Source organism: Mesorhizobium argentiipisi (SeqCode) (assembly GCF_037179585.1).
GTDB lineage: Bacteria > Pseudomonadota > Alphaproteobacteria > Rhizobiales > Rhizobiaceae > Mesorhizobium > Mesorhizobium argentiipisi.
On record NZ_JAPYKO010000026.1, the window covers coordinates 1 to 22,459 of the forward strand.

Sequence of the window (22,459 nt, forward strand, 5' to 3'; positions counted from 1 at the left end):
CTTCGCCGCCGAGAAGCTTAACTGTCTCGGCCCAGCCATCATCAACAAGCGATTCGTGTGTCATCCCCAGCGTAGAATCACAACCGATTCCGCGCCGCAATACCCTATCTTAGCGCCTATGCCCTTGTGGGGGAGATGTCGCCGAAGGCGACAGAGGGGGTCGCCGAGCGAGAGGCGCCGGCGCTTTGCGCGGCGAGAGACGACGCTGGCGCTTCACGCGCGGCGACCCCCTTTGCCCTGCCGGGCATCTCCCCCTCAAGGGGGGAGACTAGCTAGTCGCCAATTGACAGCACCACCCTACTCTCCCATAAAACCCGCGTTAATGTTCTCAGGGCGGGGTGAAAGTCCCCACCGGCGGTAAGAGCCTCAGCTCAAGCCCGCGAGCGCCTTCCAGCCTATCGGAGGGGTCAGCAGATCCGGTGCGATTCCGGAGCCGACGGTTACAGTCCGGATGGAAGAGAACGATCGCAGGAGACGGTTCCGCTCGCGCGGGCCGCGTTTTTGCGTCGTGCGTCCTGATTCTGGTTCGAAACGGAAGGAAGGACCCATGAATCAGCATTTCCCCAAAGACCATACTGCCCGTCGTGTCGCCGTCATCCGGGCGCGCTGGCATGCCGATATCGTCGACCAATGCGTGCAGGCCTTCGAGGCGGAGCTTGCCGCGCTCGGCGGTTTCGTCGTCGAGGTCTTCGACGTGCCGGGCGCCTATGAGATCCCGCTGCACGCCAAGACGCTTGCCGAGACCGGCCGCTACGCCGCGATCCTCGGCACCGCCTTCGTCGTCAACGGCGGCATCTACCGGCACGACTTCGTGGCGAGCGCCGTCATCGATGGGATGATGAATGTGCAGCTCGCGACCGACGTGCCGGTGCTGTCGGCCGTCCTGACGCCGCACAACTACCATGACAGCGTCGAGCATCACCGCTTCTTCCACGAGCATTTCATCGTGAAGGGCAAGGAAGCCGCGAAAGCCTGCGTCGAAATCCTCGCCGCGCGCGCACGCATCGCCGCCTAAGTCCGAAGCGCCTGATTTCAGCCCTGCAACAAGAATTGCGGCCGAAAAGGCTCCGAAAGGTTGCGGTGGGCCCGAAATCCGGCCAGAAGCTACGGGGCCGCCCGACGCCCGGGCGGCCTTTTCAACCACGGGCTCGAACCAGATACGGGAGACTATTCGTTGGCTCGCATCACACTGAGACAATTGCTCGACCATGCCGCCGAACATGGCTATGGCGTGCCTGCCTTCAACATGAACAATATGGAACAGGGCCTTGCCATCATGGAGGCTGCCGAGGAGACCAAGTCGCCGGTCATCCTGCAGGCCAGCCGCGGCGCGCGCGCCTATGCCAATGACGTGGTGCTGGCAAAGCTGATCGACGCGCTGGTCCAGATCCATCCCGATATCCCGGTCTGCATGCATCTCGACCATGGCAACAACGAAGCGACTTGCGTCACCGCGATCCAGTACGGCTTCACTTCGGTGATGATGGACGGCTCACTGAAGGAGGACGGCAAGTCGCCGGCCGACTACGCCTATAATTCCGGCATCACGCGCCGCGTCGTCGATATGGCGCATTGGGGCGGCGTTTCGGTCGAAGGCGAGATCGGCGTGCTCGGCTCGCTGGAGAGCGGCGGCGGCGAGCAGGAAGACGGCCACGGCGTCGAGGGCGCGATCAGCCACGACCAGCTTTTGACCGACCCGGTGCAGGCCGAGCAGTTCGTGCGCGACACGCATGTCGACGCGCTGGCGGTCGCCATGGGCACCAGCCACGGCGCCTATAAATTCTCGCGCAAGCCGGATGGCGCGGTGCTGGCGATGAACGTGATCGAGGAAATCCACCGCCGCCTGCCCAACATGCATCTGGTCATGCACGGCTCGTCCTCGGTACCCGAAGAGCTGCAGGAGATCATCAACAAATATGGCGGCCAGATGAAGCCGACCTGGGGCGTGCCTGTGGAGGAGATCCAACGCGGCATCAAGCATGGCGTGCGCAAGATCAACATCGACACCGACAACCGCATGGCGCTGACCGGCGCGATCCGCAAAGTGCTGAGCGAGAACCCGTCGGAGTTCGATCCGCGCAAATATCTGACGCCGGCGATGGCGGCGATGAAGAAGCTCTGCAAGGAGCGCTTCGAGCAGTTCGGCACCGCCGGCAACGCGCCGAAGATCAAGCCGATCCCGCTGGCTGACATGGCCAAGCGCTACAAGTCGGGCAGCCTCGACCCGAAATTCGGCTGAGCCAAATTTCCCGCGGCCGACCAAATCCGGTCGCGGGAACACTTTCAGCCGGTGGGTTCGCGGAACCACATCCCGGCAGATCGGTTCCTGCCCTGACAACCGTCCATGCCCACCCGCAGGCAAGGCGCCCCCCCGGGATCGAACTGCGCGGCCACGGAACCATCGGCGGCCAAGCCTAGTTGAACGTTCCAGACGCAACGGAGGGGCTTAGGCCGACCTGACCGACGATGTTCGAGCCGCTTTGCTGCGACATGCCGCTTCATCCGACTTGGCCGGACCTCGTCGCGCGGTTGTTGGCGACACTGGTCGCAGGTTTTCTCATCGGCTTGAACCGCGAAGCGCGCGGCCATTCCGCCGGGCTGCGCACGACAATCCTGGTCGGTCTTGCGGCATGTGTGGCCATGGTCCAGGCCAACATGCTGCTCGATGTTTCCGGCAAAGGGCCGGACTCTTTCGTGCGCATGGACGTAATGCGTTTCGCGCTCGGCGTGCTCACCGGTGTCGGCTTCATCGGCGGCGGCGCCATCCTGCGGCGCGGCGATCTGGTCACCGGCGTCACCACTGCCGCCACGATGTGGATCATGACCATGATCGGGCTGGCCTTCGGCGGCGGTCAGTTCGGCCTCGGCGCGATCGCGACGGTGCTGACACTGGTGACGCTTCAGGGCTTGAAGTGGGTCGACCTCAAGATTTCACGCGACCACAAGGCGATCCTGTCGGTCTCATGGCCGAAGAACTCGCCACCCGATCTCCAGGGCATGATACGGACGCTCGGCTACGAGGCTCGCCTTGTCAGCATGGAGCATGACGCCGGCGGCAACCGTTTCGTGTTTTCCTTCCAAATCCGATGGAAGCAGCCGGAAGCGGACCAGCCCTCGACCGACGTGCTGGGCGTGGTCGGCGAGCATTGCACGGTCGAGCGGTTCGATATGACCGGCGAGAGGTCGTTCTGAGGGGTTCACACTGCCCTGTTTCCGCACCGGTGCGCGGCGGCCACGATCCCCGACCAGCACCGCCCCGGTGACGAACGACACTTGTCGGAGGCAAGGACAGACAGCAGGATGCGATGTCCTCGGCGGTTCCCCGCCCCATGAGAAGGTTCCCCCGGCGAATCCGAGACGGAAAGGGGAACGCCCCAAGCGATTGCCCCAGAACGCGGAAGACAAGCCCTGCCCTTCCATACCTGCCTCTTCGCTTATTAACCACGCTTCGGGCAACGTGAACGTCGTTCATTTTTTCCTTGAACGGCGTTCACGATATGCTATGGTGCATCCTTGAACGATGTTCAAGAAATGTATCCAACCTGAAACACGCCTGTGCCGAGCCACACTCACCCTGAAACGAAAGGATCATATCGATGCTCGCCGACAGCCAAGCCCGCAAACAGTCGAGTGCCTGGAAGGCCTGGAAGCCGATCATGGGCGACAGATTCCAGGCACCAAGAACAAGAAATAAATGGATTGGATTGAATCGCAGTAACGAAGCTTAACGGCTTTCCGATAAACAAGGCTCAAACCGCGCAAATGTCCGCCCAGTCCAATCGGATTGCCAGCCGGACTTGCCCAATGGAAATTGCCATGAACACCCATCTGATGATGTCGCGGCGCTTCGCGCCTCTCTTCTGGACGCAATTCCTCTCGGCCTTCAACGACAATTTCCTGAAGAACACGCTGGTGTTCCTCATTCTCTTCACGCTTGCCAAGGACCAAGCCGCGTCGCTGGTGACGCTGGCGGGCGCTGTCTTCATGGCGCCCTTCCTGCTGCTATCGGCGCTTGGCGGCGAGATCGCCGACCGCTTCGACAAGGCGCTGATCGCGCGGCGGCTGAAGTTCACCGAGATCGCCGCGGCCGCCGTCGCCGTCGTCGGTATCGCGCTGTCGTCGATCCCGGTGCTGATGACGGCACTCTTGATGTTCGGCATCATCTCGGCGCTGTTCGGGCCGATCAAATACGGCATCCTGCCCGATCATCTCGAGCGCAAGGAACTGCCCAAGGCCAATGCCTGGATCGAGTCGGCCACCTTCGCAGCGATCCTCGGCGGCACCATCGCCGGCGGCGTCGTCTCCGCCGACGGCATCGGGGTCGCGGTGTTCGGACCGATCATGATGGCGCTGGCGGTCGGCTGCTGGTTCGTCAGCCGTTACATCCCCGCCACCGGTTCGGCCGCGCCCAACCTTGCCATCGACAAGAACATCTTCCGCTCGACCTGGCGGCAGGTCGCGGATTTGCGCACCGACAGGCGCATCTGGCGCGCCGGCCTGATGACCTCCTGGTTCTGGCTGGTCGGCGCGATCGTGCTGTCGATCCTGCCGACGCTGATCAAGGATTCGCTCGGCGGCAACGAAATCGCCGTCACCGCCTATCTCGCCGTGTTCGCCGTCTCGATCGCCATCGGCTCGGCCATCGCCGCCTGGATGTCGCAAGGGCGCATGGTGCTGCTGCCGGCGCCGGTCGGCACCGCGCTGCTGGCGCTGTTCGGCCTGCATCTTGCCTGGACCATCGGCAGCATGCAGCCCTCGCCCAAGGCCGAGACGCTTGCCGCCTTCTTCGCCGGGCCCAACACCATCCGTGTCGCCATCGACCTCGCCGGCATGGCCATCGCCGCCGCCTTCCTGGTGGTGCCGACCTTCGCCGCCGTGCAGGCCTGGTCGCCGGAGGCGCGCCGGGCCCGCGTCGTTGCCGCGGTCAGCATCGTCAATGCCGGCTTCATGACGGTCGGCTGCATCCTCGTCGCCGCGATCCAGGCTGCGGGCGTCTCGATCGCGGGCATCCTGTTCGGCCTCGTGGTCGCCAACGCGATCGCCGCCTGGCTGATGCTGAAATTCCTGCCAACCAACCCGTTCCGGGACTTCGTCTCCATCCTCTTCCGCGCCTTCCTGCGGCTGGAGGTCGAGGGCATCGAAAACCTCAAGGCGGCCGGCAAGGCGCCGATCCTGGCGCTCAACCATGTCAGCTTCCTCGACGGCCCGCTGGCGCTGACGCTGACTGACGAGGAGCCGGTCTTCGCCATCGACTACACGATTGCCCAGGCCTGGTGGATGAAGCCGTTCATGAAGCTTGCTCGCGCTTTGCCGCTCAATCCGGCGAAGCCGATGTCGACCCGCACGCTGATCAAGGTCGTGCAGGGCGGCGATCCGCTCGTGATCTTCCCGGAGGGACGCATCACCGTCACCGGCGGCCTGATGAAGGTCTATGACGGCGCCGCCATGGTTGCCGACAAGACCGGCTCGATGGTGGTGCCGGTGCGCATCGAGGGGCTGGAGAAGAGCTACTTCTCGCGGCTGACCTCGCAGCATGTGCGCCATCGCCTGTTCCCGAAGGTCAAGGTGACCATCCTGGAACCGGTGAAGCTCGAAGTCGCGCAGGAACTGAAGGGCCGCCAGCGCCGCGCCGCGGCGGGCTCCGCGCTCTACCAGGTGATGTCGGACCTCGTCTTCCGCACCCAGGACATCGACAAGACCGTACTGGAGAAGATCATCGAGACCGCCAACGAGCGCGGCATGAAGGAGCTCGCCGTTCAGGATCCGGTCACGGGTTCGCTGAGCTACGGCAAGCTGCTGACCGCCGCCGCGGTGCTCGGCGAGAAGTTCGAGCATCTCTATGCCGGCCACCAGACGCTGGGGATCATGCTGCCCAACGCCAATGGTGCCTGCGCGGCACTTCTCGGCGTGATGTCGGCCGGCAAGGTCCCCGCGATGATCAACTTCACCGCCGGTGCCGCGAACATCCTGTCGGCCTGCAAGGCGGCCGAGGTGCGCACCGTGCTCACCTCCCGCGCCTTTGTCGAACAGGCAAAGCTCGGGCCGGTGGTGGAGGAGATCGGCCGCTCGGTCGACATCCTCTGGCTCGACGATCTGCGGGCCACGATCGGACTCAAGGACAAGCTGCTCGGCCTGTTGCGCAAGACGACGCCGCGGGTGGCGCGCAAGGCGGACGATCCGGCAGCGATCCTGTTCACCTCCGGCTCAGAAGGAACGCCCAAGGGCGTGGTGCTCACCCACCGCAACATCCTGGCCAATGCCGCCCAGGCCGCCTCGCGCATCGACTTCCACTCGGGCGACAAGGTGTTCAACGTGCTGCCGATCTTCCACTCCTTCGGCATGACGGCGGGCACGGTGCTGCCGCTGATCTCCGGGGTGCCGGTCTATTTCTACCCCTCGCCGCTGCACTACCGCATCGTGCCGGAACTGATCTATGCGTCGAACGCCACGATCATCTTCGGCACCGACACGTTCCTGTCGGGCTATGCCCGCACGGCCCACCCTTACGACTTCCGTTCGGTGCGCTACTGCTTCGCCGGCGCGGAACCGGTCAAGGCCGCCACGCGCACGACTTACATGGAGAAGTTCGGCTTGCGCATCCTGGAAGGCTATGGCGTGACCGAAACCGCGCCGGTGATCGCCATCAACACGCCGATGTACAACAAGTCGGGCAGCGTCGGTAAAATCATGCCTGGCATGGAATACCGCCTCGAGCCGGTGCCCGGCGTCGACGAAGGCGGGCGGCTCTTCGTGCGCGGCCCGAACGTCATGGCCGGCTATCTGCGCACCGAGAATCCGGGCGTGATCGAGCCGCTGAAGGACGGCTGGCACGACACCGGCGACGTCGTGACAGTCGACGACGCGGGCTTCATCTCGATCCGCGGCCGCGCCAAGCGCTTCGCCAAGATCGGCGGCGAGATGGTATCGCTGGCGGCGGTCGAGGCGCTGGCCGGCGAACTCTGGAAAGGCTCGCTATCGGCCGTGGCCACGATGCCGGACGCGCGCAAGGGCGAGAAGCTGATCCTGATCACGGAAGCGCCCAACGCCACCCGCGCCGATTTCCTGGCCTTTGCCAAGGCGAACGGCGCCATGGAGCTGATGGTGCCGGCCGAAGTGCGCGTCGTGGCGAAAGTGCCGGTGCTCGGTTCCGGCAAGCTCGACTTCGCCGGCGTGACCAGGATGGTGCGCGGCGACGAAGAACTGAAGGTCAAGGCCGCCTGACCCGCGCGTGCGAACAGGCCGGCAACAAACTCCGGCCTGTTCATTGCCAATCCCTGCTGTTCAAAAGCAAGTATGAGGTCGCGCCAAGGAGCTACGGGAGCGGGTGCGCACGGTGGTGCACTGAGGGCGAACTGATCCCTACCGACAGCTTGCACGCGCTCCTGCGTGGCATGCAGGGAGCTCCTCGCCCGCAAGCCGACCAGCAGGATAAGCCTCTACATGTTGGCCGCGGTCGGGCGCACAATCACTCCGTTGACGTCGACACCGTCGGGCTGTTCGAGCGCGAAGCGGATCGCGCGCGCGATGGCGTCCGGCGTCAGCGACTTTTGCCGCCACTCTTTCAAAGCAGCTGCCACTTGGGGGTCGCTGATGTCGTCGCCCAACTCGGTCGCGGTCACGCCGGGGGAGATGATCGTGGCGCGGATGTCGTCGTGCTCCTGCCGCAGGCCTTCGGTGATCGCCCACACCGCATATTTCGTGCCACAATAGACCGCCGCGGTGGGCAGTACGAGATGCGCGCCGACGGACGCCACGTTGACGACGTGCCCGTTTTTCTGCGCGACGAAGCGCGGCAGCACCGCAGCGATCCCGTTCAGCACGCCGAAGATGTTGACGTTTATCATGCGCGCCCACTCATCGCGTTTCAGGGCGGCAAGCGGCGACAGCGGCATGACGCCGGCATTGTTGACCAGCGCATCGATCCGCCCGAATCGGGCATGAGCGGCATCAGCGAAAGCGTCGAAGCTCTCGGCATCCGTCACGTCGAGCTCGCGCCAGGCGACGCGTTCACCGATTTCCTCGGCCAGCGCCTTCAGACGCTCGGCGCGTCGGGCCCCAATGAACAGTCTGGCGCCGGCCGCGGCAAGCTCCCGCACCGTCGCTTCGCCGATGCCGCTCGATGCGCCGGTGATAAGTACAATTTTGTCTTTCAGTCCCGTCATGATCGTTCCTTTTTGGCTTGCGGTGACGGGATGGAAAATGGCGCCGCACAGGCGAAGACCGGTAGTGCGATCGTCCAGAGAGTTTGCACGATCCTCCAAATGAAGCAGACACGCCTTGCAACATTTCGCGCCATGCGGATTTATGCGGCATGGAAAAAATAACCGAACTGGCCAGGCTGATTGCGCGGCATGCCCCGGACTCAGGCATGTCCGGCACCGCGGTGGCACGGCTGACGCTCATTCGCTGCAATCAACCGAGCGCGCCTGTGCCGGCGGTCTATGAAGCCTCGCTTTGCATAATCGCCCAGGGATCGAAGCGTGTTTGGCTGGCGAACCAGAGCGTCACCTATGATGCGTCGAGCTATCTTCTCGTCTCGGTCGACCTGCCGCTGGTCGGCCATGTGCTGGAGGCGAGCCCCGCCGTGCCCTATCTCTGCTGCAAGATCGACCTCGATTCCGCCGCGCTGGTGGACCTGCTTGCGGCGGACGGGCGAACCCTGCCCAGGCCGGACTTGCCGGTGCTCGCCGTCTATCCGGGCGATCCCGAGTTGATAGATGCCGCCTGCAGGCTGGTCCGGCTGCTCGATCGCCCGAAAGCATCCGTGTTCTGGCGCCGCTGATCGAGCGCGAGATCCTCTATCGCTTGCTCACCGGCCCGCATGGCGGCCTGCTTAGCCAGATGGCGTCCGTGGACAGCCATCTGAACCAGGTCAGCCGCGCCATCGCAGCGATCCGCAAAGGTTTTCAAGGGCAGTTGCGAATCGACGAGATCGCCGCGGCGTCAGGCATGAGCGCATCGTCGCTTCACGCCCATTTCAAGGCGATTACGCGCATGACTCCGCTGGAGTACCAGAAGCGGCTGCGCTTGCAGGAAGCGCGAAGGCTGATGCTTGCTGATGGAGCGAACGCGGGCAACGCAGGGTACGCGGTCGGCTATGACAGCCCGTCGCAGTTCAGCCGCGAATATCGGCGCCTGTTCGGCGCCCCGCCCCGTCAGGACATCGAGCGGCTCCAGGCTATGCCGGACTCCGCCGCGGCCTATTAGGCACTTTGGCTGAGCGGCGGTGCAGCTTGCACCGCCGAAGATTTCGTCAGCGCGATCGCCGGCTCAGGCCGCGTATCTTGCCATGACGGGCTGCCTCGACCACTGCGCATACCAGGTGTCGAACAGCTTGAGCTGCTGCTCGGCATAGCCACGCTGGCTGTCGCTCAGCGCATCCGTCTCATTGAAGTGCAGCCTGTATTCGGGGTTACCCTTCAGCACCATCATGTGCTTGAAATAGAGCACGAGGTCCGGACCCTCGTCGAAAGAGGACAGCACGGCCAACGCCGCGTCCAATTCCTGCGCCAGCCGGCGCGCTTCGGCATCGCCCTTGGCCGCCGCCTGGCTGAGGCCCACGAGATGCAGCACTTCCTTGGGCAGGACATTGCCGATGCCGGTGATGGCGCCGGAAGCGCCGCAATTGACGAAGCCGTGGAAGACGGCGGTATCGACGCCGATCATCAGCGCAACGTCGTCCCGGCTGGTGATGTTTTCCGCCGCATAGCGCAAATCCGCCGGGCCGCCGAATTCCTTGAAGCCGACCAGGTTCGGATGCTCAGCGCGCAGCGCGAAGAAAAGGTCGGCGCGCGTGGCAAAGCCGTAATAGGGACTGTTGTAGATGACGGCCGGCAGGTCGGGCGCGGCGGCAAGGATTGCCTTGAAATGATGGCGCTGCGCCGCCACCGACGGCCCGCGCGAGAGAACGCGCGGGATCACCATCAGGCCCCGCGCGCCGACCTTTTGCGCATGGGCGGCGTGCGCCACCGCGCTGGCGGTGTTGACCGCCCCGGTGCCGACGATCACCGGGACGCCGGCTTTCACCAGGCGCTCGACGCCTTCCATGCGCTGCGCGTCGGTCAGCAGCGGCCAGTCGCCCATGGAGCCGCAATAGACGACGGCCGACATGCCGGCGGCGATCAGCTCGCGCCCCTTGCGCACCAGCGCGTCGAAGTCGGGAAGTCGGTCATCGGTGCAAGGCGTCATCAGCGCCGGCATGCAGCCGGAAAAAACATTGGCGGGCATTTTCGAAGTCTCCTTGAGGCAGGCATGCGGAATGACCAGTTTGGCCCGGCGCAGCACCGCTTGCCAAGCGGATAGTCGCTTTTCCGGCCGAAGCGAGCCTCAAACGGTCACCACGATCTTGCCGAACTGTTCCCCTGCTTCCAGAAAACGGTGCGCCGCGGCGATCTGCTCGAACGGAAACGTCCTCGCGATGATCGGCTTCAGCGCGCCTGAGGCGAGGCCATCGAGGATGAAGGCCTTGGCGGCTTCAAGCCGGGCGGGATCGCCGGTGATCTCGTGGACGAGGTAGCCGCGCAGCGTCAACGTCTTCGCCAGGACCTCGAACAGCGGGAACGGCGTCGGCTCGGGACTGAGGACGCCATATTCGATGAGAATGCCGCCGCGCGCCATCGCCGCCGTCAGCGGCGTGAAGATAGGACCGCCGACCGGGTCGAAAACCACGCGCACGCCTTGCGGCGCGATCTCCCTTAGCCGTGTCTCGAGATCCTCCTCATGCGAGGTCAAGACATAAGCGGCGCCGGCATCGAGCAGGGCACTGCTCTTGGCCGGTGTCCTCGTGACGGCGATCGGCACGGCGCCGATCATTTTGGCGATTTGGATGGCGGCAAGCCCGACGCTGCTCGAGGCCGCGGTGATGACGACAGGCTCGCCGCGGCCGAGACGGGCGATGTCGATCAACGCGCCATAGGCGGTGAGATATTGCATCCATGTTGCGGCGGCGGCCTCGAACGAAAGCGAGGGCGGATGTTTCACCACCAGCTCGGCCGGGAAATTCACGAGCTCGCCATAGGCCGGCCAGCGCGCCATCGAGCGCGGCGGGATGATGCTGACCGCATCGCCCAGTGCGAAGACTTCCACGCCGGCTCCCACCGCCTCGACCGCCCCCGCCGCTTCGAGGCCGAGGCCCGACGGCAGCGTCGGCGTCTCGATATAGAGCCTTTGCGCATCGAGGCTTCGGCGCGGTTCAAGCCCAGCGCCCTGACGCCGATCCGTACCTCGCCGGGGCCTGGCGGCGGAACCTCCATATCCTCGATGCGAAGCACCTCTGGACCGCCGTGACTGTGAAAGCGAACAACCCTTGCCATGCCTATAACTCCAAACCAAACCGATGGAATGGACTATTCAGAGGTATCGAGAACTGATAAAGGGGCGCGCAGGCAGAACAGTCGAAACTAATGGTTTTGAATATGGATCGCCTCGAAAGCATGGACGTGTTCGTCAAGGCTGTCGATCTCGGCTCGTTCGCGGCCGCCGCGGCGGCGCTCGACCTGTCGGGGCCAATGGTCGGCAAGCATGTCCGCTTCCTGGAAGAGCGGCTCGGCGTGCGCCTCATCAACCGCACCACGCGCCGGCAGAGTTTGACCGATTTCGGGCGCGCCTATTACGAGCGCTGCCGGATCGTGCTGGCCGAAGCGCAAGCCGCCGACGCGCTGGCGGCCGACCAATTATCCGAGCCGCGCGGCAAGCTGCGCGTGACGATGCCGGCGCATTTCGGCCGCCACTGCGTCACGCCGATTCTGCTCGCGTTTGCCCGGCGTTATCCGACGCTGGAATTGGACCTGTCGCTCAGCGATCGTTTCGCCGATCTCGTCGAGGACGGTTTCGACCTGGCGATCCGCACCGGCACGCTGGATGACAGGGCTGGCGTCATCGCGCGCCGCGTCGCGCGCCAGCGTATGATCGTGTGCGCTTCGCCGTCCTACATCGAAAGCTTCGGCCGACCGCTTCAGCCCGAAGACATCGCCAGCCATCAGGCGATCATCTACCGGCGGCTCGGCCAGGCGCTGCAGCCATGGCTGTTTCCGCGCGACGAGGATTCGGTCGCGGAGATCATCCCGGCCGGCCGGCTGCGGCTCGACGACCTCGACGCCATCGCCTATGCGGCAACCGACGGCATGGGGCTGGCTTGGCTGCCATACTGGCTGGTGCGTGATCGCATCGAGGACGGCACACTGGTCCGCCTGCTGCCTGAGCAACGGGACTATCCCTATGACTGCCATGCGCTCTGGCTGCAGACGCCGCACCTGCCGCTGAAAGTGCGGCTGGCCGTCGACGCGCTGGCGGCGGGATTGCCGAAGATGATGAGCTAAGTCCACGCCGATTTCAGTCGCTGCATCACACCGAACCGCGTCAGCACCTTCAGCAGGAACAGCATCGCCAGCATGATGATCAGCATTGCGGCGGGTTCGACGGTCTATGCGGCGGGAAGTCTCATACCTTTCACACTGTAGAGCGCAGAAGAGCCTGCATGTGTTCTGGCAGATCGAGCTCGCCGCGCGCCTCGACCTCCAAAAGATATCGGGCCTTGGCCAAGCAGTCGCCTTCCTTGACCGCCCGATAGGCGCAGATGGCCAGTAGCGCCCTCTCCTCCGTTCGGCCGGCCTCGATGTGGTCACGGCTATGGCTGCCCCTTTTGTGGACGACCTTGCCGAACGCTGCGTAGGTTGTCTTGTGCGCCTCAATCAGGGCGACCAGGTCCTCGGATGGTTGCCTGTTGCGCCTCAGCGCCTTTGTGCCGTGACCGTTCGCTGCGACGGTCGAGGCGACGACAGCGCAGCCGGAATGAAAGAGCAAGGCGCGACGGCTGATCCTGGACGTGGTGAACTCTCCTCTTCATCTCACGGCAGGCCCGAGCGGATGCCGTGAACATCATCAGCACCGTAACACAACGGTTCGCGCATTCATGTCAGGATGGATAGCGAGGAAAATGCGCTTGAGGTTCGAGCGCGAAGTATTCGAGCAGGCGGCGGCCGATCGGGACCGCAGCTGGTGAAGAGGTCGACATCCAAATGCAGACCGAGCGCCTCGCCGGTCTGATCGGCGGATTCCCGACGCAGAAAGAAAAAGGCCGGGCGCGAAAGCGGCCCGGCCAAAGTATGAAGGTCATAACCTTCAGAGGGGAACACCGCCCGGCGCAATGGGAGGAAAACACCGAGCGATGCCCCTTATTTGGGGCCTGAACGGCGTATTTTCCACGAACGGAATTCCAAAAAAGAGCGCAATCGCGAAAAAATCTCGCTCAATCATCAGGAATCGTCAGTCGGCGACCGATGCTTTTTCCAGAAGATCGGCATAGTGACGCCGCGCCACGTCGGGATGCGACCTCAGCCGGCTTTTCAGTACGTTGGTCCCGACATTGCGGAAGAGCGGATTGTCGGGGTCGCTGGCCGGGCCGCGCGCCTCGGCCGCCAGTTCCTCGGGCAGATCGAGCAGCGGGATGGTGGCGTCAAGCCGGGCGCTGAAGAAGAACGGCACCGAAATCCGTTCGACGCCGGCCGGCGGCGTGACGACGCGATGCACGGTGGCTCTGAGATAGCCGTTCGAGGCGAGTTCAAGCAGCTCGCCGATGTTGATGACGAGCGTTCGCGGGATCGGGTCGACATCGACCCAGCTGCCGTCATATTCGACCTGCAGGCCCTTGTTCTCGTCCTGCAGCAGAAGCGTGAGGAAGCCGCCATCCTTATGCGCGCCGACGCCCTGGTCGTCGCCGGTGGCATTGCGGCCGGGATAGCGCACGATCTTCATGCGGTGGTTGGGCTCACTTCTGTAGATCGGATCGAAAGCGTCCTCCGGCTGGTCGAGCGAGAGCGCGAAAGCCTTGAGCAGCCGGATCGCCACATCGGTCGCCTTGGCCTGCCAGGCAAGCAGCGCGGGCTTCAGATCGGGGAGCGCGGCCGGCCACTGGTTCGGGCCCTGCAGCCGCGTCCAGACCGGCACGCCCGGCCCTTGCGGAATGGTAGCGCGTTCGACGCCGATGTCGAGCTGCTCGCGCCAGTCGGCCTTGCCCCTGGTCAGCTCGCCGCCGGCGCGCGTATAGCCGCGAAACTGCGGCGACTTCACCATTTCGATGTCGAGCTTGTCGGTCTCCGGCAAGGCGAAGAAGCGGCGCGCGGCGCCCAGCACCGCATCGATCTCCGGCTGGGTGATGCCGTGGCCGCTCAGATAGAAGAAACCGACATCGCGGGCGGCGGTGCGCAGATCGAACAAGAATGTCCGCAGTTCCGATGCGCCCTGCTCCAGGCGGTCGAGATCGAGCACCGGAATTATCCTTGCCATGCACAGGCTCCTCTTGGCGGTAAGTCTTTTGCAATCCGGGACGGAAAACCGCTGCGCACCTTTCCTGGGATTGCTGTACCGACCGCGTCACGATGACATGTGCGCCATTGCGGGTGAAGAAACGCGCCACCCAATCTCGCTGCAAACGAAGCAAGCCGGCGCTCAATTCCCGGTTTTGCGGCAAATTGCGTTCGCGCCGCCATCCCGTGTCCGCGCTCTATCCGCGATGGTCCAGCCGAGCGACAAGGCGGTCGCCGATCCACTGGATGCCGCAGACGAGCACAATGAGCACGACGACCACGGCGACCATCACGCTGGTCTCGAAGCGCTGATAACCATAGCGGATGGCGAGGTCGCCGAGACCGCCGGCACCGATGGCGCCGGCCATGGCCGAAGCGCCGACCAGCGTCACGAGCGTTACCGTGAAGCCGGCGACGATGCCCGGCAGCGCCTCCGGCACCAGCACCTCGCGGATGATCGTCCAGCGGTTGCCGCCCATGGCGCGCGCCGCCTCGATCAGGCCGTGATCGACCTCGCGCAGCGACACTTCGGCGATCCGGGCGTAGTAGGGTGTGGCGGCGATCGACAATGGCACGATGGCAGCCCAGGTGCCGATCGAGGTGCCGACGATCAGGCGCGTCACCGGGATCAACGCCACCAGCAGGATGATGAAAGGAACCGACCGGAAGCCGTTGATGACGGCGCCGAGACTACGGTTGACCCAAAGGCTTTCGGCGATGCCGCCGCGATCGGTGGCGACCAGGGCAAGGCCGAGCGGCAGGCCGAAGACCAGCGAGATGAGACCGGACGCGCCGGTCATCAGCACCGTCTCCCAGATCGAGCGAAGCAGGAGTTCAAACAGGACCGGCGACATGGCCAAGCACCTCCACCCGCGCGCCGCGGTCCTTCAGGAATGTCGTCACTTGCGCAAGATGCGCGGCTCCAGCGCCGGCAACGGCCAGGAACAGGGTGCCGACGGGCTGGCCTTGGACATGATCGACGCCGCCCTGCACCAGGCGGAATTGGCCTGGCACCGCCGCGGCAAGATCGGAAAGCAAAGCACCGCGCGCTGCCTCGCCGGCGACATCGATCCGGAGAATCGTTTCCGCGCCTTCGCCCGGAACCAGCCGGCTCGCGATCTCGGACGGCAATTGCGGCCGGATGCTGCCGATCAGGCTGCGGGTGATCTCCGATTTCGGATTGGCGAAGACCTGCCAGACGGTCCCCTCCTCGACGATCCGGCCGGCATCGATCACCGCCACGCGGTCGGCGATCGAGCGGATCACCTCCATCTCGTGGGTGATGAGCAGGATTGTGAGACCGAGCCTGGAATTGATGTCCTTAAGCAGCGTCAGGATCGAGCGCGTCGTCTCCGGATCGAGCGCCGAAGTCGCCTCGTCCGACAAGAGCAATGCCGGTCGGGCTGCAAGCGCCCTGGCGATGCCGACACGCTGCTTCTGTCCGCCCGACAGCGACGCCGGATAGGCCCTGGCTTTCTCCGACAGACCGACGAGCTGCAGCAGTTCCGCCGCGCGCGCCAAGCGCTCGGCGCGCGGGCGGCCTTCGATCTTGAGCGGCAGCGCGACATTCTCCTCGACTGTCTTGGCAGACAGCAGGTTGAAGTGCTGGAACACCACGCCGATGCGACGACGCAGCGGCTGCAGCTCGCGCTCGCTCAGACGGCCGATCTCGCGGCCCTCGATGAAGACCTCGCCGGAATTGGCCCGCTCCAACCCGTTCAGGCAGCGGATCAGCGTCGACTTGCCGGCGCCGCTGCGGCCGATGATGCCGAGGATCTCGCCCTTCCGCACAGTGAGCGAGACGCCGTCCAGCGCCGCCGTCGCGCCGAAGCGGCGCTTCAGGCCGACGAGGCGGACAACGTCTTCCCGCCCGGTCGGCTGGATGTGGATCGGGTCGGCGCGGTTCGGCAGTGACATGCTGGTTCATTTCTATGTGCGTTTCTGTGCCGCGCAAACGCGGCGGCGGCCCGCTTAGCAGCGGACCGCCCGTTGTTGCCAGCCAGGCCCCGATCAATAGGCGCTGATCCCGGTGCCCTTGTAGACCTTGTCGAACTCGGCCTTGACGGTCTCGTTCTGGTAGGAGGCGACCAGCGTCTTCACCCAGGGCTCGTTCTCGCTGCCCGCTTTGACAGCGATGAAGTTGCGATAGGGATTGTCTGCCGCCGGCTCCTGCGCGATGCGGTTTTCCGGGCCGAGGCCGCTCTTCAGCGCCCAGTCGGTGTTGACGACGGCGGCGTCGAGATCGTCCACCGAGCGGCCGACGATGCCGCCGTCGAGTTCCTTGATCTCGAGCTTCTTCGGGTTGTCGGCAATGTCGGCGGTCGTCGCCAGGATGCCGGTGCCGTCCTTGAGCTTGATCAGGCCTTCATGTTCCAGGACATGCAGCGCGCGACCTTCGTTGGACGGGTCGTTCGGCAGGCCGATCACCGCGCCTTCCGGCAGGTCGGCGACCTTGGCATGCTTCTTCGAGTAAAGCCCGATCGGCCAGACGCCGGTATAGCCGACCGGCACGATGTGGTAGCCTTGCGTCTTGATCTGGTTGTCGAGATAGGGCTTGTGCTGGAAAGCGTTGGCGTCGATCTCGCCGCGCTCCAGCGCCTCGTTGGGCTGGGTGTAGTCGTTGAAAACGACGGTCTCGATCGTCAGCCCCTTCTTGGCCGCCTCGGCGGTGACGACGCGCCAGACATCCTCATCCTCGCCGCTGATGATACCGACCTTGATCGACTTCTTGTCCTCGGCGAAGGACGGCGACGGTGCAGTGAGGCCGATAACGGCCAATGTCGTGGCGAGAAGCACGCCAAGTCCGGCGCGCCTGGTGATTGACGTAGCGAGAGAATTTGAAGCGTCGGACATGATGCGTTCCTTGCAATCCTGAAATCAGTTCGGCCCGGCGGAATGCGAAGCCTTGTTCTCAGGATCATCAATGCTGCCTCATCGGGCAACGAAGCGCATTTCCTCTGAAGCGGAGCGCGGGAAATATTCTCTCAAAGATTTGATGACTTAGAGCACACCCGGCGAGCGGATGTTCGATATGGCAAACGCGGGCAGCGCCTATGAAGCGCGCCGGATAAGGACGATCTCGGCGCGAGTTCGCCGCCAGCTTTTCGTACCAATGGTCAGCGGTGTTGCAGGGCATGGCGATGCAGGCAACGCCGAGCGCGTTGAGCGTCGAGACCGCGGCCGTCAGCGGCGCCAGCGGTGTCGTGTTACTGTTCCGACTCGCCCAGTAACACCATTAGAACGTCTCGACCCAAGGCCTCAGCTCGACCTCGAAGCTCCAGGCGCTGCGATGCTGGCGATGGACTACGAGATAGGTCTCGGCGATTGCATCGGGCGAGAGGCGACGATCCGGACGGTCCGCGTCGTCGGCCTGCCCGGCCGGCTCGATCTGGCCGTCGATGATGAAATGCGCGACGTGGATGTTCTTCGGACCGAGCTCGCGTGCCATCGATTGCGCCAGCCCGCGCAGGCCGAATTTCGGCATGGCGAAACCTGCGGAACCGGAGAACCCTTTCAGGCTTGCGCTGGCGCCGGTGAACAGGATCGAGCCGGAACCCCGTGCAAGAAGCCGGCGCGCCGCCTGCTGGCCGACAAGGAAGCCGCCATAGGCGCCGACGAGCAGGGCTTGCTTGACCGCTTGCGCGTCGAGCTCGGCGATCGGCCCGCGCGTGCGGCCGCTGGCGTTGAAGACGGCAATTTCGAGCGGACCGGTCTTGTCGACCGCCTCGAAGAGCCGCTCCACGGAGGCCGCGTCCGATACGTCTGTTTCGACGGCCTGCGCGCCGGTTTCCTTCACCAGCGCCGCCAGTTTGTCGACGTTGCGGGCGGCAAGAACGATACGGAAACCCTCCTTGGCGAGGAGCCGCGCCAGCGAGGCGCTTAACCCGGAGCCGGCGCCCGCGATCACTGCAACATTGGCTGCCATGGCGTTTCCTCCTTGCGATAATCCATCCGGGCAGTCGCCCGGCCGATGGTCTTTGTTCGCAGCCTCGCGCCTTCTTCGCCGAGAGGCAAGAACGGCGTTGCTCCGTTTTCACCATTCGATGCAAAAAGCCGTCGGTCTATGCGCAGGCCTGCTCGGGTGTAGCGAGACACTTGCCTGCTGGGCCGATCCGTCCGACACGTGAATGAAGGCCGATTCGAGGAACGACCATGGAACCAATCTGGGCCGTCGGCCTGATGACCGGCACGGTGCTCGACGGCAATATCGACGTGGCGCTGATCAAGACCGACGGCGAGCGCATCGCCGACACCGGCACCTACACGCTGGCCCCCTACCCGCAGTCGATCCGCAGCTTGCTCGAGGAAACACTGCGCCAGGCGCGCGCCTGGAATTTCGAGGGACCGGAGCCGGAGATCTTCCGCGAAGCCGAGGAGGCGCTGACGCGCGCGCAGTCGGCGGCGGTCAAGGATCTGGTCGAGAGCCAGGGGATGAGCATGGCCGATATCGGCATCGTCGGCTTCCACGGTCAGACGGTGCTGCATCGCGCTCCGCAGCCGGGACGCATCGGCCGCACGCGCCAGCTGGGCGATGGCGAGCTGATGGCCTCGCTGCTCGGCACCAAGGTCGCCTATGATTTCCGCTCGGCCGATGTCGCGGCCGGCGGGCAAGGAGCGCCTCTGGCCGCCGCCTATCATGCAGCGCTGCTGAAGGAAGCCGATCCGAGCGGCGACACCGCCGTCCTCAATCTTGGCGGCGTCGGCAACATCACCTGGTGGGATGGCAAGGACAATATCGTCGCCTTCGACACCGGTCCGGCGAACGCGCCGGTGAACGATTTCATCAGGGCGAAGGGCCTCGGCGAGATGGACCGCGACGGCAGGCTGGCTGCCGCCGGCAAGGTCGACGAGGAACGGCTCGCCAGGCTCCTGCGGCATCCGTACCTGACGAAGCCCTACCCGAAATCGCTCGACCGCTTCGACTTTGCCGCGGCGATGGCCGAGGGGCTTGGCGCGGGGGATGGCGCGGCGACGCTGACGGCCTTCACCGTCTCGGCCGTCGGCAAGGCGCTCGACCTGTTGCCGCGTCGCCCGAAGCGGCTCGCGGTCAGCGGCGGCGGCCGCCACAATCCGACGATGATGGCAATGCTCGAAAGCCGCGCCGGCGTCGAAGTGGTGCAGGCCGAGGCGCTGGGATGGAAGGGCGACGCGGTGGAGGCGGAATGTTTTGCTTTCCTCGCCGTGCGCGTGCTGCGCGGCCTGCCGATCAGCTTTCCAAGCACCACCGGCGCGCCCGCGCCGATGCGCGGCGGAAAGCTCGCTGGCTGATCAGGACGGCAGCTTCTTCTGCAGGAAGATGCGACTGCGGCCGATGGGGAAGTCAGGCAGCTCGCCGAACGGTTTGTAGCCCTGGCGCCGATAGACCTTTTCGGCGATCGGATTGAAGGTGTCGATCCAGGCGCCGTGGCAGCCACGTGCGATCGCTTCCCGTTCGGCGGCATCGAGCATGTTCGCGGCAATGCCTTTTCCGCGCAGTTTTTCGTCGACCCACAGCCACTGCACATAGAGCCAGCCCCAGGCGGTGTAGCCGGAAATGCCGGCGACGAGGGCGTCGGTTTCCCCGCGCACGAAAACCGCGAGTGACTTTCGGCCTGACGCTCCGACATCGGCATCGTTGAAAGCGGTGAGGCTTCCGCTCAGGAAAGCGAGGTCCTGCGGGGAGGGCTCGGCGGTGATCTCGAGTGTCGTCTTCATCGGCTGCGACTCCGGTTCGCGAGCCAGCCTTAGAGCAATTCCAGGGAAAGCGCGAAACGGTTTCCGGCCGCAAGCGAAGAGTAAGGCAGGCCTGTTACCGAGGACCGACTGACCGCCACGCCGCTGCGCCCGCCGCCACCAGCATCAATCCCGCGGCGATCAAGGCGCAGTTGGCGAAACCGAGGTTCGTGTAGAGCGGGCCGAAGCCTGCCGTGCCGACGGTGACGGCGAGATAGGTGACCGCGCTGTTCAGGCCCATGATGGTGCCGCGCCGCGCCGGGTCGAGCGCGGTGAGGCGCATGACCAGCACGTTCAGCCCGAAATGGTTGGCGAGGCCCCAGACGGCGATCGTCGCGATCAGCAGGCCGAAGCCGCCGCTTGCCAGAGCGATCGCGACATAGACGGCGGCGACGAGCAGATAGGCGAAGGGCATGACGCGGCGGGCGCCGAGCCGGTCGATGACGCCGTCGAGCAAGGCGGCCGCGCCGAAACCGAGGCCATAGGCGACCGCCGCCAGGCCGTTGGCGCTGACCGGCTCGCCGAGGGCTTGGTGGAGATGATCGCCGAGATAGCCGTAGACGCCATAGAAGGCGGTCATGAAGGCGCCGCAGGCAATGAGTAGCGGCAGGATGCCGGGAACGGCGAGCGCGCCGAGTGGCGACGGCGCGGGGCCGCTTTTCCCGGTGTCGTGCAGTGAACTCATCGCCAAGCCGGCAACGGCAGCTCCTGCGAGCAGCGCAACGGCGGCGAAGACGGCGCGCCAGTGGATAAGATCGGCAATCACGGCCGACAGCGAGACGCCGGCGACCATGGAAAGCGTCCAGCCGGTCAGTACGACCCCGATGGTGCCGCTTTCGCGGCCGGGCGGCGCGATCGCGGCCGAGCTGGCATAGATCGCCGGCATGGCGATGCCGGCGGCGATGCCGGCAACCAGCTGGGCGGCCACCAGCATCGTCACCGTCGGCGCCAAGGCGCTGGCGACCAGCGCGACGGCCAGCAGCAGCAATGCGCCCTGCAGCATGCGGCGCGCGCCGATCCGGTCGATGTAGCGGGCAAGGAAGAGCGCGCTGGCCGACGTGCCGAGGCCGAAGGCGGCGGCCGCCGTCATCACCGCCGGCACGCTGGCGCCGAACGACGCCGCGACGGCGGGCGCGATCGGTCCCAGAACCAGGGAATTGGAGCCGATGACGGCAATGCAGCCGGTCAGCAGATAGGCGGTGGCCGGGATTGGCGCGCGGGGCGCTTCGGTTATAATTGCTGATTGATTGCTGTTCGACATATCACCATAATGGCCGAATTAAATTCCGCAGCAATGGAGAATTTCCATATGGACACAGAAACAGATGACATTCAGCGGAACAAGCATCCGGCCCGCGAGGTCGACCCTATCGACCGAAATATATTAGGCGTCCTCGTCGAGGACGCGACCATCAGCTATGCCGAGCTCGGCGAACGCGTCGGCCTGTCGCCGCCGGCGGCGCATGAGCGGGTCAAGCGGCTGAAGCGCAGCGGCGCCATCCGCGCCACATCGGCGATCATCGATCCGAGGGCGGTGAAGAAGCCGCTGCTCGCCTTCGTGCATATCGACACCAGAGGCTGGGGCAAGACGCCGGAGCTGATGGCGGTCTCCAAATATCCGGAGGTCGAGGAGATCCACACGGTCGCCGGCGACACTTGCATGCTGCTCAAGGTGCGCACCGAGGATACGCGCGCGCTGGAGGGCCTGCTGGCCCGTCTCTACGACACGCCCGGCGTGACCTCAACGCGCAGCTATGTGGTGCTGTCGACCTATCTCGAGCGGCCAGTGCAGCCCGAGATCACGAACGAATGGCCGGCGCCGAAGCATATGGCGACGCCGGTTTATTAAGTCGCCGCGATCTGGTGGCGCCTGGAACGCGCCAGCAGATAGAACGCCGCGACATGCGTGATCATAAGCAGCGGCACGTAGAGGATCGGGATCGCATAGGTCGCGCCCAACTGTCCGGCATGGCCAGGAAGGTCGAGCACGGTGCCGAGATAGTAGTCGCCGACAAGGTCCACCACGCCCGCGAGGTTGAAGGCGACGACCAACGGCCAGAAGATCGCGGGCCTCGCCACCGCGACCAGCGCCAGCTTGGCGAGCAGGCCAGTGGCGAAGTCGCCATAGGCGGCGAAGCTTGCGAAGTCAGGAGCAAGGTCGGGGCCGACGACGCCCGGGATGAGGAAGACGAGGCCGAAGAAGCGGAAGCTGTGCAGCGTGGCGATGGCGCGCTGCGCCTCTATCGGCTCCATCGACCTCAGCCTTGGCCAGATATAGGCGACGAAGCAAAGCAGCCACGGCACATAGCCGAGCGCAAGATGGATGTTGAAGATCATCGCAGGTGACACCGTCGCCTCCTTCTGTGTTGGTTTTTCGCAATTCCGGACGGAAGACTACGGCGAAGCCGCCGAGCCTAACCGCCGAACGCTTTTCCTGGAATTGC

General features: G+C 64.8%; 19 protein-coding genes, 2 pseudogenes and 1 riboswitch. Of the genes and pseudogenes, 9 read left to right on the forward strand and 12 right to left on the reverse strand.

Translation table 11 applies throughout. The features are described from left to right. Positions 1 to 320 precede the first annotated feature (320 nt). Positions 321 to 467: riboswitch (FMN riboswitch) on the forward strand. Positions 468 to 547: 80 nt separating this feature from the next. The 4 genes from O7A05_RS26840 to O7A05_RS26855 all read left to right on the forward strand — a co-directional run bounded on the left by O7A05_RS26840 (position 548) and on the right by O7A05_RS26855 (position 7,221). Then, on the forward strand, positions 548 to 1,015 hold the full coding sequence (locus O7A05_RS26840) for a 6,7-dimethyl-8-ribityllumazine synthase (RefSeq protein ID WP_337096018.1): 468 nt from the start codon (positions 548 to 550) through the stop codon (positions 1,013 to 1,015). Positions 1,016 to 1,174: 159 nt separating this feature from the next. Beyond that, the gene (fba, locus tag O7A05_RS26845) at positions 1,175 to 2,239 is read left to right on the forward strand and encodes a class II fructose-bisphosphate aldolase (protein WP_337096020.1); all 1,065 of its coding nucleotides are present in this window, start codon (positions 1,175 to 1,177) and stop codon (positions 2,237 to 2,239) included. A gap of 227 nt (positions 2,240 to 2,466) precedes the next feature. Beyond that, the gene (locus tag O7A05_RS26850) at positions 2,467 to 3,192 is read left to right on the forward strand and encodes an MgtC/SapB family protein (protein ID WP_337096021.1); all 726 of its coding nucleotides are present in this window, start codon (positions 2,467 to 2,469) and stop codon (positions 3,190 to 3,192) included. Between the two features lie 624 nt (positions 3,193 to 3,816). Continuing rightward, positions 3,817 to 7,221, forward strand: coding sequence for an acyl-[ACP]--phospholipid O-acyltransferase (locus O7A05_RS26855; RefSeq protein WP_337096022.1), 3,405 nt, complete (start codon positions 3,817 to 3,819; stop codon positions 7,219 to 7,221). A gap of 215 nt (positions 7,222 to 7,436) precedes the next feature. On the opposite strand, the gene O7A05_RS26860 is transcribed toward O7A05_RS26855, so the two are convergent. After that, positions 7,437 to 8,162 (reverse strand): SDR family oxidoreductase, encoded by a 726-nt coding sequence (locus O7A05_RS26860; protein ID WP_337096102.1) that lies wholly within the window; start codon positions 8,160 to 8,162, stop codon positions 7,437 to 7,439. A 206-nt stretch (positions 8,163 to 8,368) separates the two neighbouring features. On the opposite strand from O7A05_RS26860, the pseudogene O7A05_RS26865 reads away from it, so the two are divergent. Together O7A05_RS26865 and O7A05_RS26870 are read left to right on the forward strand one after the other, a co-directional pair. After that, a pseudogene (locus O7A05_RS26865) lies at positions 8,369 to 8,769 on the forward strand (AraC family transcriptional regulator); the annotation flags it as partial. A gap of 81 nt (positions 8,770 to 8,850) precedes the next feature. Beyond that, complete coding sequence (locus O7A05_RS26870; RefSeq protein WP_337096103.1) at positions 8,851 to 9,207, forward strand: helix-turn-helix transcriptional regulator; 357 nt, start codon at positions 8,851 to 8,853, stop codon at positions 9,205 to 9,207. Positions 9,208 to 9,270: 63 nt separating this feature from the next. Here the strand turns inward: O7A05_RS26870 and O7A05_RS26875 are convergent, their stop codons facing one another. Together O7A05_RS26875 and O7A05_RS26880 are read right to left on the reverse strand one after the other, a co-directional pair. Then, a complete protein-coding gene (locus tag O7A05_RS26875; protein ID WP_337096024.1) occupies positions 9,271 to 10,227 on the reverse strand; it encodes a dihydrodipicolinate synthase family protein in 957 nt (318 codons plus the stop codon). A 99-nt stretch (positions 10,228 to 10,326) separates the two neighbouring features. After that, a pseudogene (locus O7A05_RS26880) lies at positions 10,327 to 11,312 on the reverse strand (zinc-dependent alcohol dehydrogenase family protein). 102 nt (positions 11,313 to 11,414) lie between these two features. Between O7A05_RS26880 and O7A05_RS26885 the strand changes: the two are divergent. Further along, on the forward strand, positions 11,415 to 12,317 hold the full coding sequence (locus O7A05_RS26885; RefSeq protein ID WP_337096026.1) for a LysR family transcriptional regulator: 903 nt from the start codon (positions 11,415 to 11,417) through the stop codon (positions 12,315 to 12,317). Between the two features lie 130 nt (positions 12,318 to 12,447). On the opposite strand, the gene O7A05_RS26890 is transcribed toward O7A05_RS26885, so the two are convergent. The 6 genes from O7A05_RS26890 to O7A05_RS26915 form a co-directional block, all read right to left on the reverse strand. Next, on the reverse strand, positions 12,448 to 12,801 hold the full coding sequence (locus tag O7A05_RS26890) for a hypothetical protein (RefSeq protein WP_337096028.1): 354 nt from the start codon (positions 12,799 to 12,801) through the stop codon (positions 12,448 to 12,450). 462 nt (positions 12,802 to 13,263) lie between these two features. Further along, positions 13,264 to 14,283, reverse strand: coding sequence for an isopenicillin N synthase family dioxygenase (locus tag O7A05_RS26895; protein ID WP_337096029.1), 1,020 nt, complete (start codon positions 14,281 to 14,283; stop codon positions 13,264 to 13,266). A 217-nt stretch (positions 14,284 to 14,500) separates the two neighbouring features. Next, the gene (locus tag O7A05_RS26900) at positions 14,501 to 15,157 is read right to left on the reverse strand and encodes a methionine ABC transporter permease (RefSeq protein ID WP_040998199.1); all 657 of its coding nucleotides are present in this window, start codon (positions 15,155 to 15,157) and stop codon (positions 14,501 to 14,503) included. After that, positions 15,138 to 16,220 carry a methionine ABC transporter ATP-binding protein gene (locus O7A05_RS26905; protein WP_337096031.1) on the reverse strand — a complete coding sequence of 361 codons (1,083 nt, stop codon included), beginning with the start codon at positions 16,218 to 16,220 and terminating at the stop codon, positions 15,138 to 15,140. Before O7A05_RS26905 ends, O7A05_RS26900 begins: the two co-directional genes overlap by 20 nt. A 93-nt stretch (positions 16,221 to 16,313) precedes the next feature. Then, positions 16,314 to 17,156, reverse strand: coding sequence for a MetQ/NlpA family ABC transporter substrate-binding protein (locus O7A05_RS26910; protein ID WP_337096033.1), 843 nt, complete (start codon positions 17,154 to 17,156; stop codon positions 16,314 to 16,316). 382 nt (positions 17,157 to 17,538) lie between these two features. After that, on the reverse strand, positions 17,539 to 18,228 hold the full coding sequence (locus O7A05_RS26915) for an SDR family NAD(P)-dependent oxidoreductase (protein WP_337096035.1): 690 nt from the start codon (positions 18,226 to 18,228) through the stop codon (positions 17,539 to 17,541). 227 nt (positions 18,229 to 18,455) lie between these two features. Here O7A05_RS26915 and O7A05_RS26920 point away from each other — a divergent pair, with 227 nt between their 5' ends. Continuing rightward, on the forward strand, positions 18,456 to 19,571 hold the full coding sequence (locus O7A05_RS26920) for an anhydro-N-acetylmuramic acid kinase (protein WP_337096036.1): 1,116 nt from the start codon (positions 18,456 to 18,458) through the stop codon (positions 19,569 to 19,571). On the opposite strand, the gene O7A05_RS26925 is transcribed toward O7A05_RS26920, so the two are convergent. Further along, entirely contained in the window at positions 19,572 to 19,997 is a 426-nt protein-coding gene (locus tag O7A05_RS26925; RefSeq protein ID WP_337096037.1) for a GNAT family N-acetyltransferase, read from the reverse strand. It lies immediately after the preceding gene. A 94-nt stretch (positions 19,998 to 20,091) separates the two neighbouring features. Then, a complete protein-coding gene (locus tag O7A05_RS26930) occupies positions 20,092 to 21,276 on the reverse strand; it encodes an MFS transporter (protein ID WP_337096039.1) in 1,185 nt (394 codons plus the stop codon). Between the two features lie 48 nt (positions 21,277 to 21,324). Between O7A05_RS26930 and O7A05_RS26935 the strand changes: the two genes are divergently transcribed. Further along, positions 21,325 to 21,864, forward strand: coding sequence for an Lrp/AsnC family transcriptional regulator (locus tag O7A05_RS26935; RefSeq protein WP_337096040.1), 540 nt, complete (start codon positions 21,325 to 21,327; stop codon positions 21,862 to 21,864). On the opposite strand, the gene O7A05_RS26940 is transcribed toward O7A05_RS26935, so the two are convergent. Beyond that, positions 21,861 to 22,364: a hypothetical protein gene (locus O7A05_RS26940; RefSeq protein WP_337096041.1), complete on the reverse strand. Its 504-nt coding sequence runs from the start codon at positions 22,362 to 22,364 to the stop codon at positions 21,861 to 21,863. The genes O7A05_RS26935 and O7A05_RS26940 overlap by 4 nt on opposite strands. Between the last annotated feature and the right edge of the window lie 95 nt (positions 22,365 to 22,459).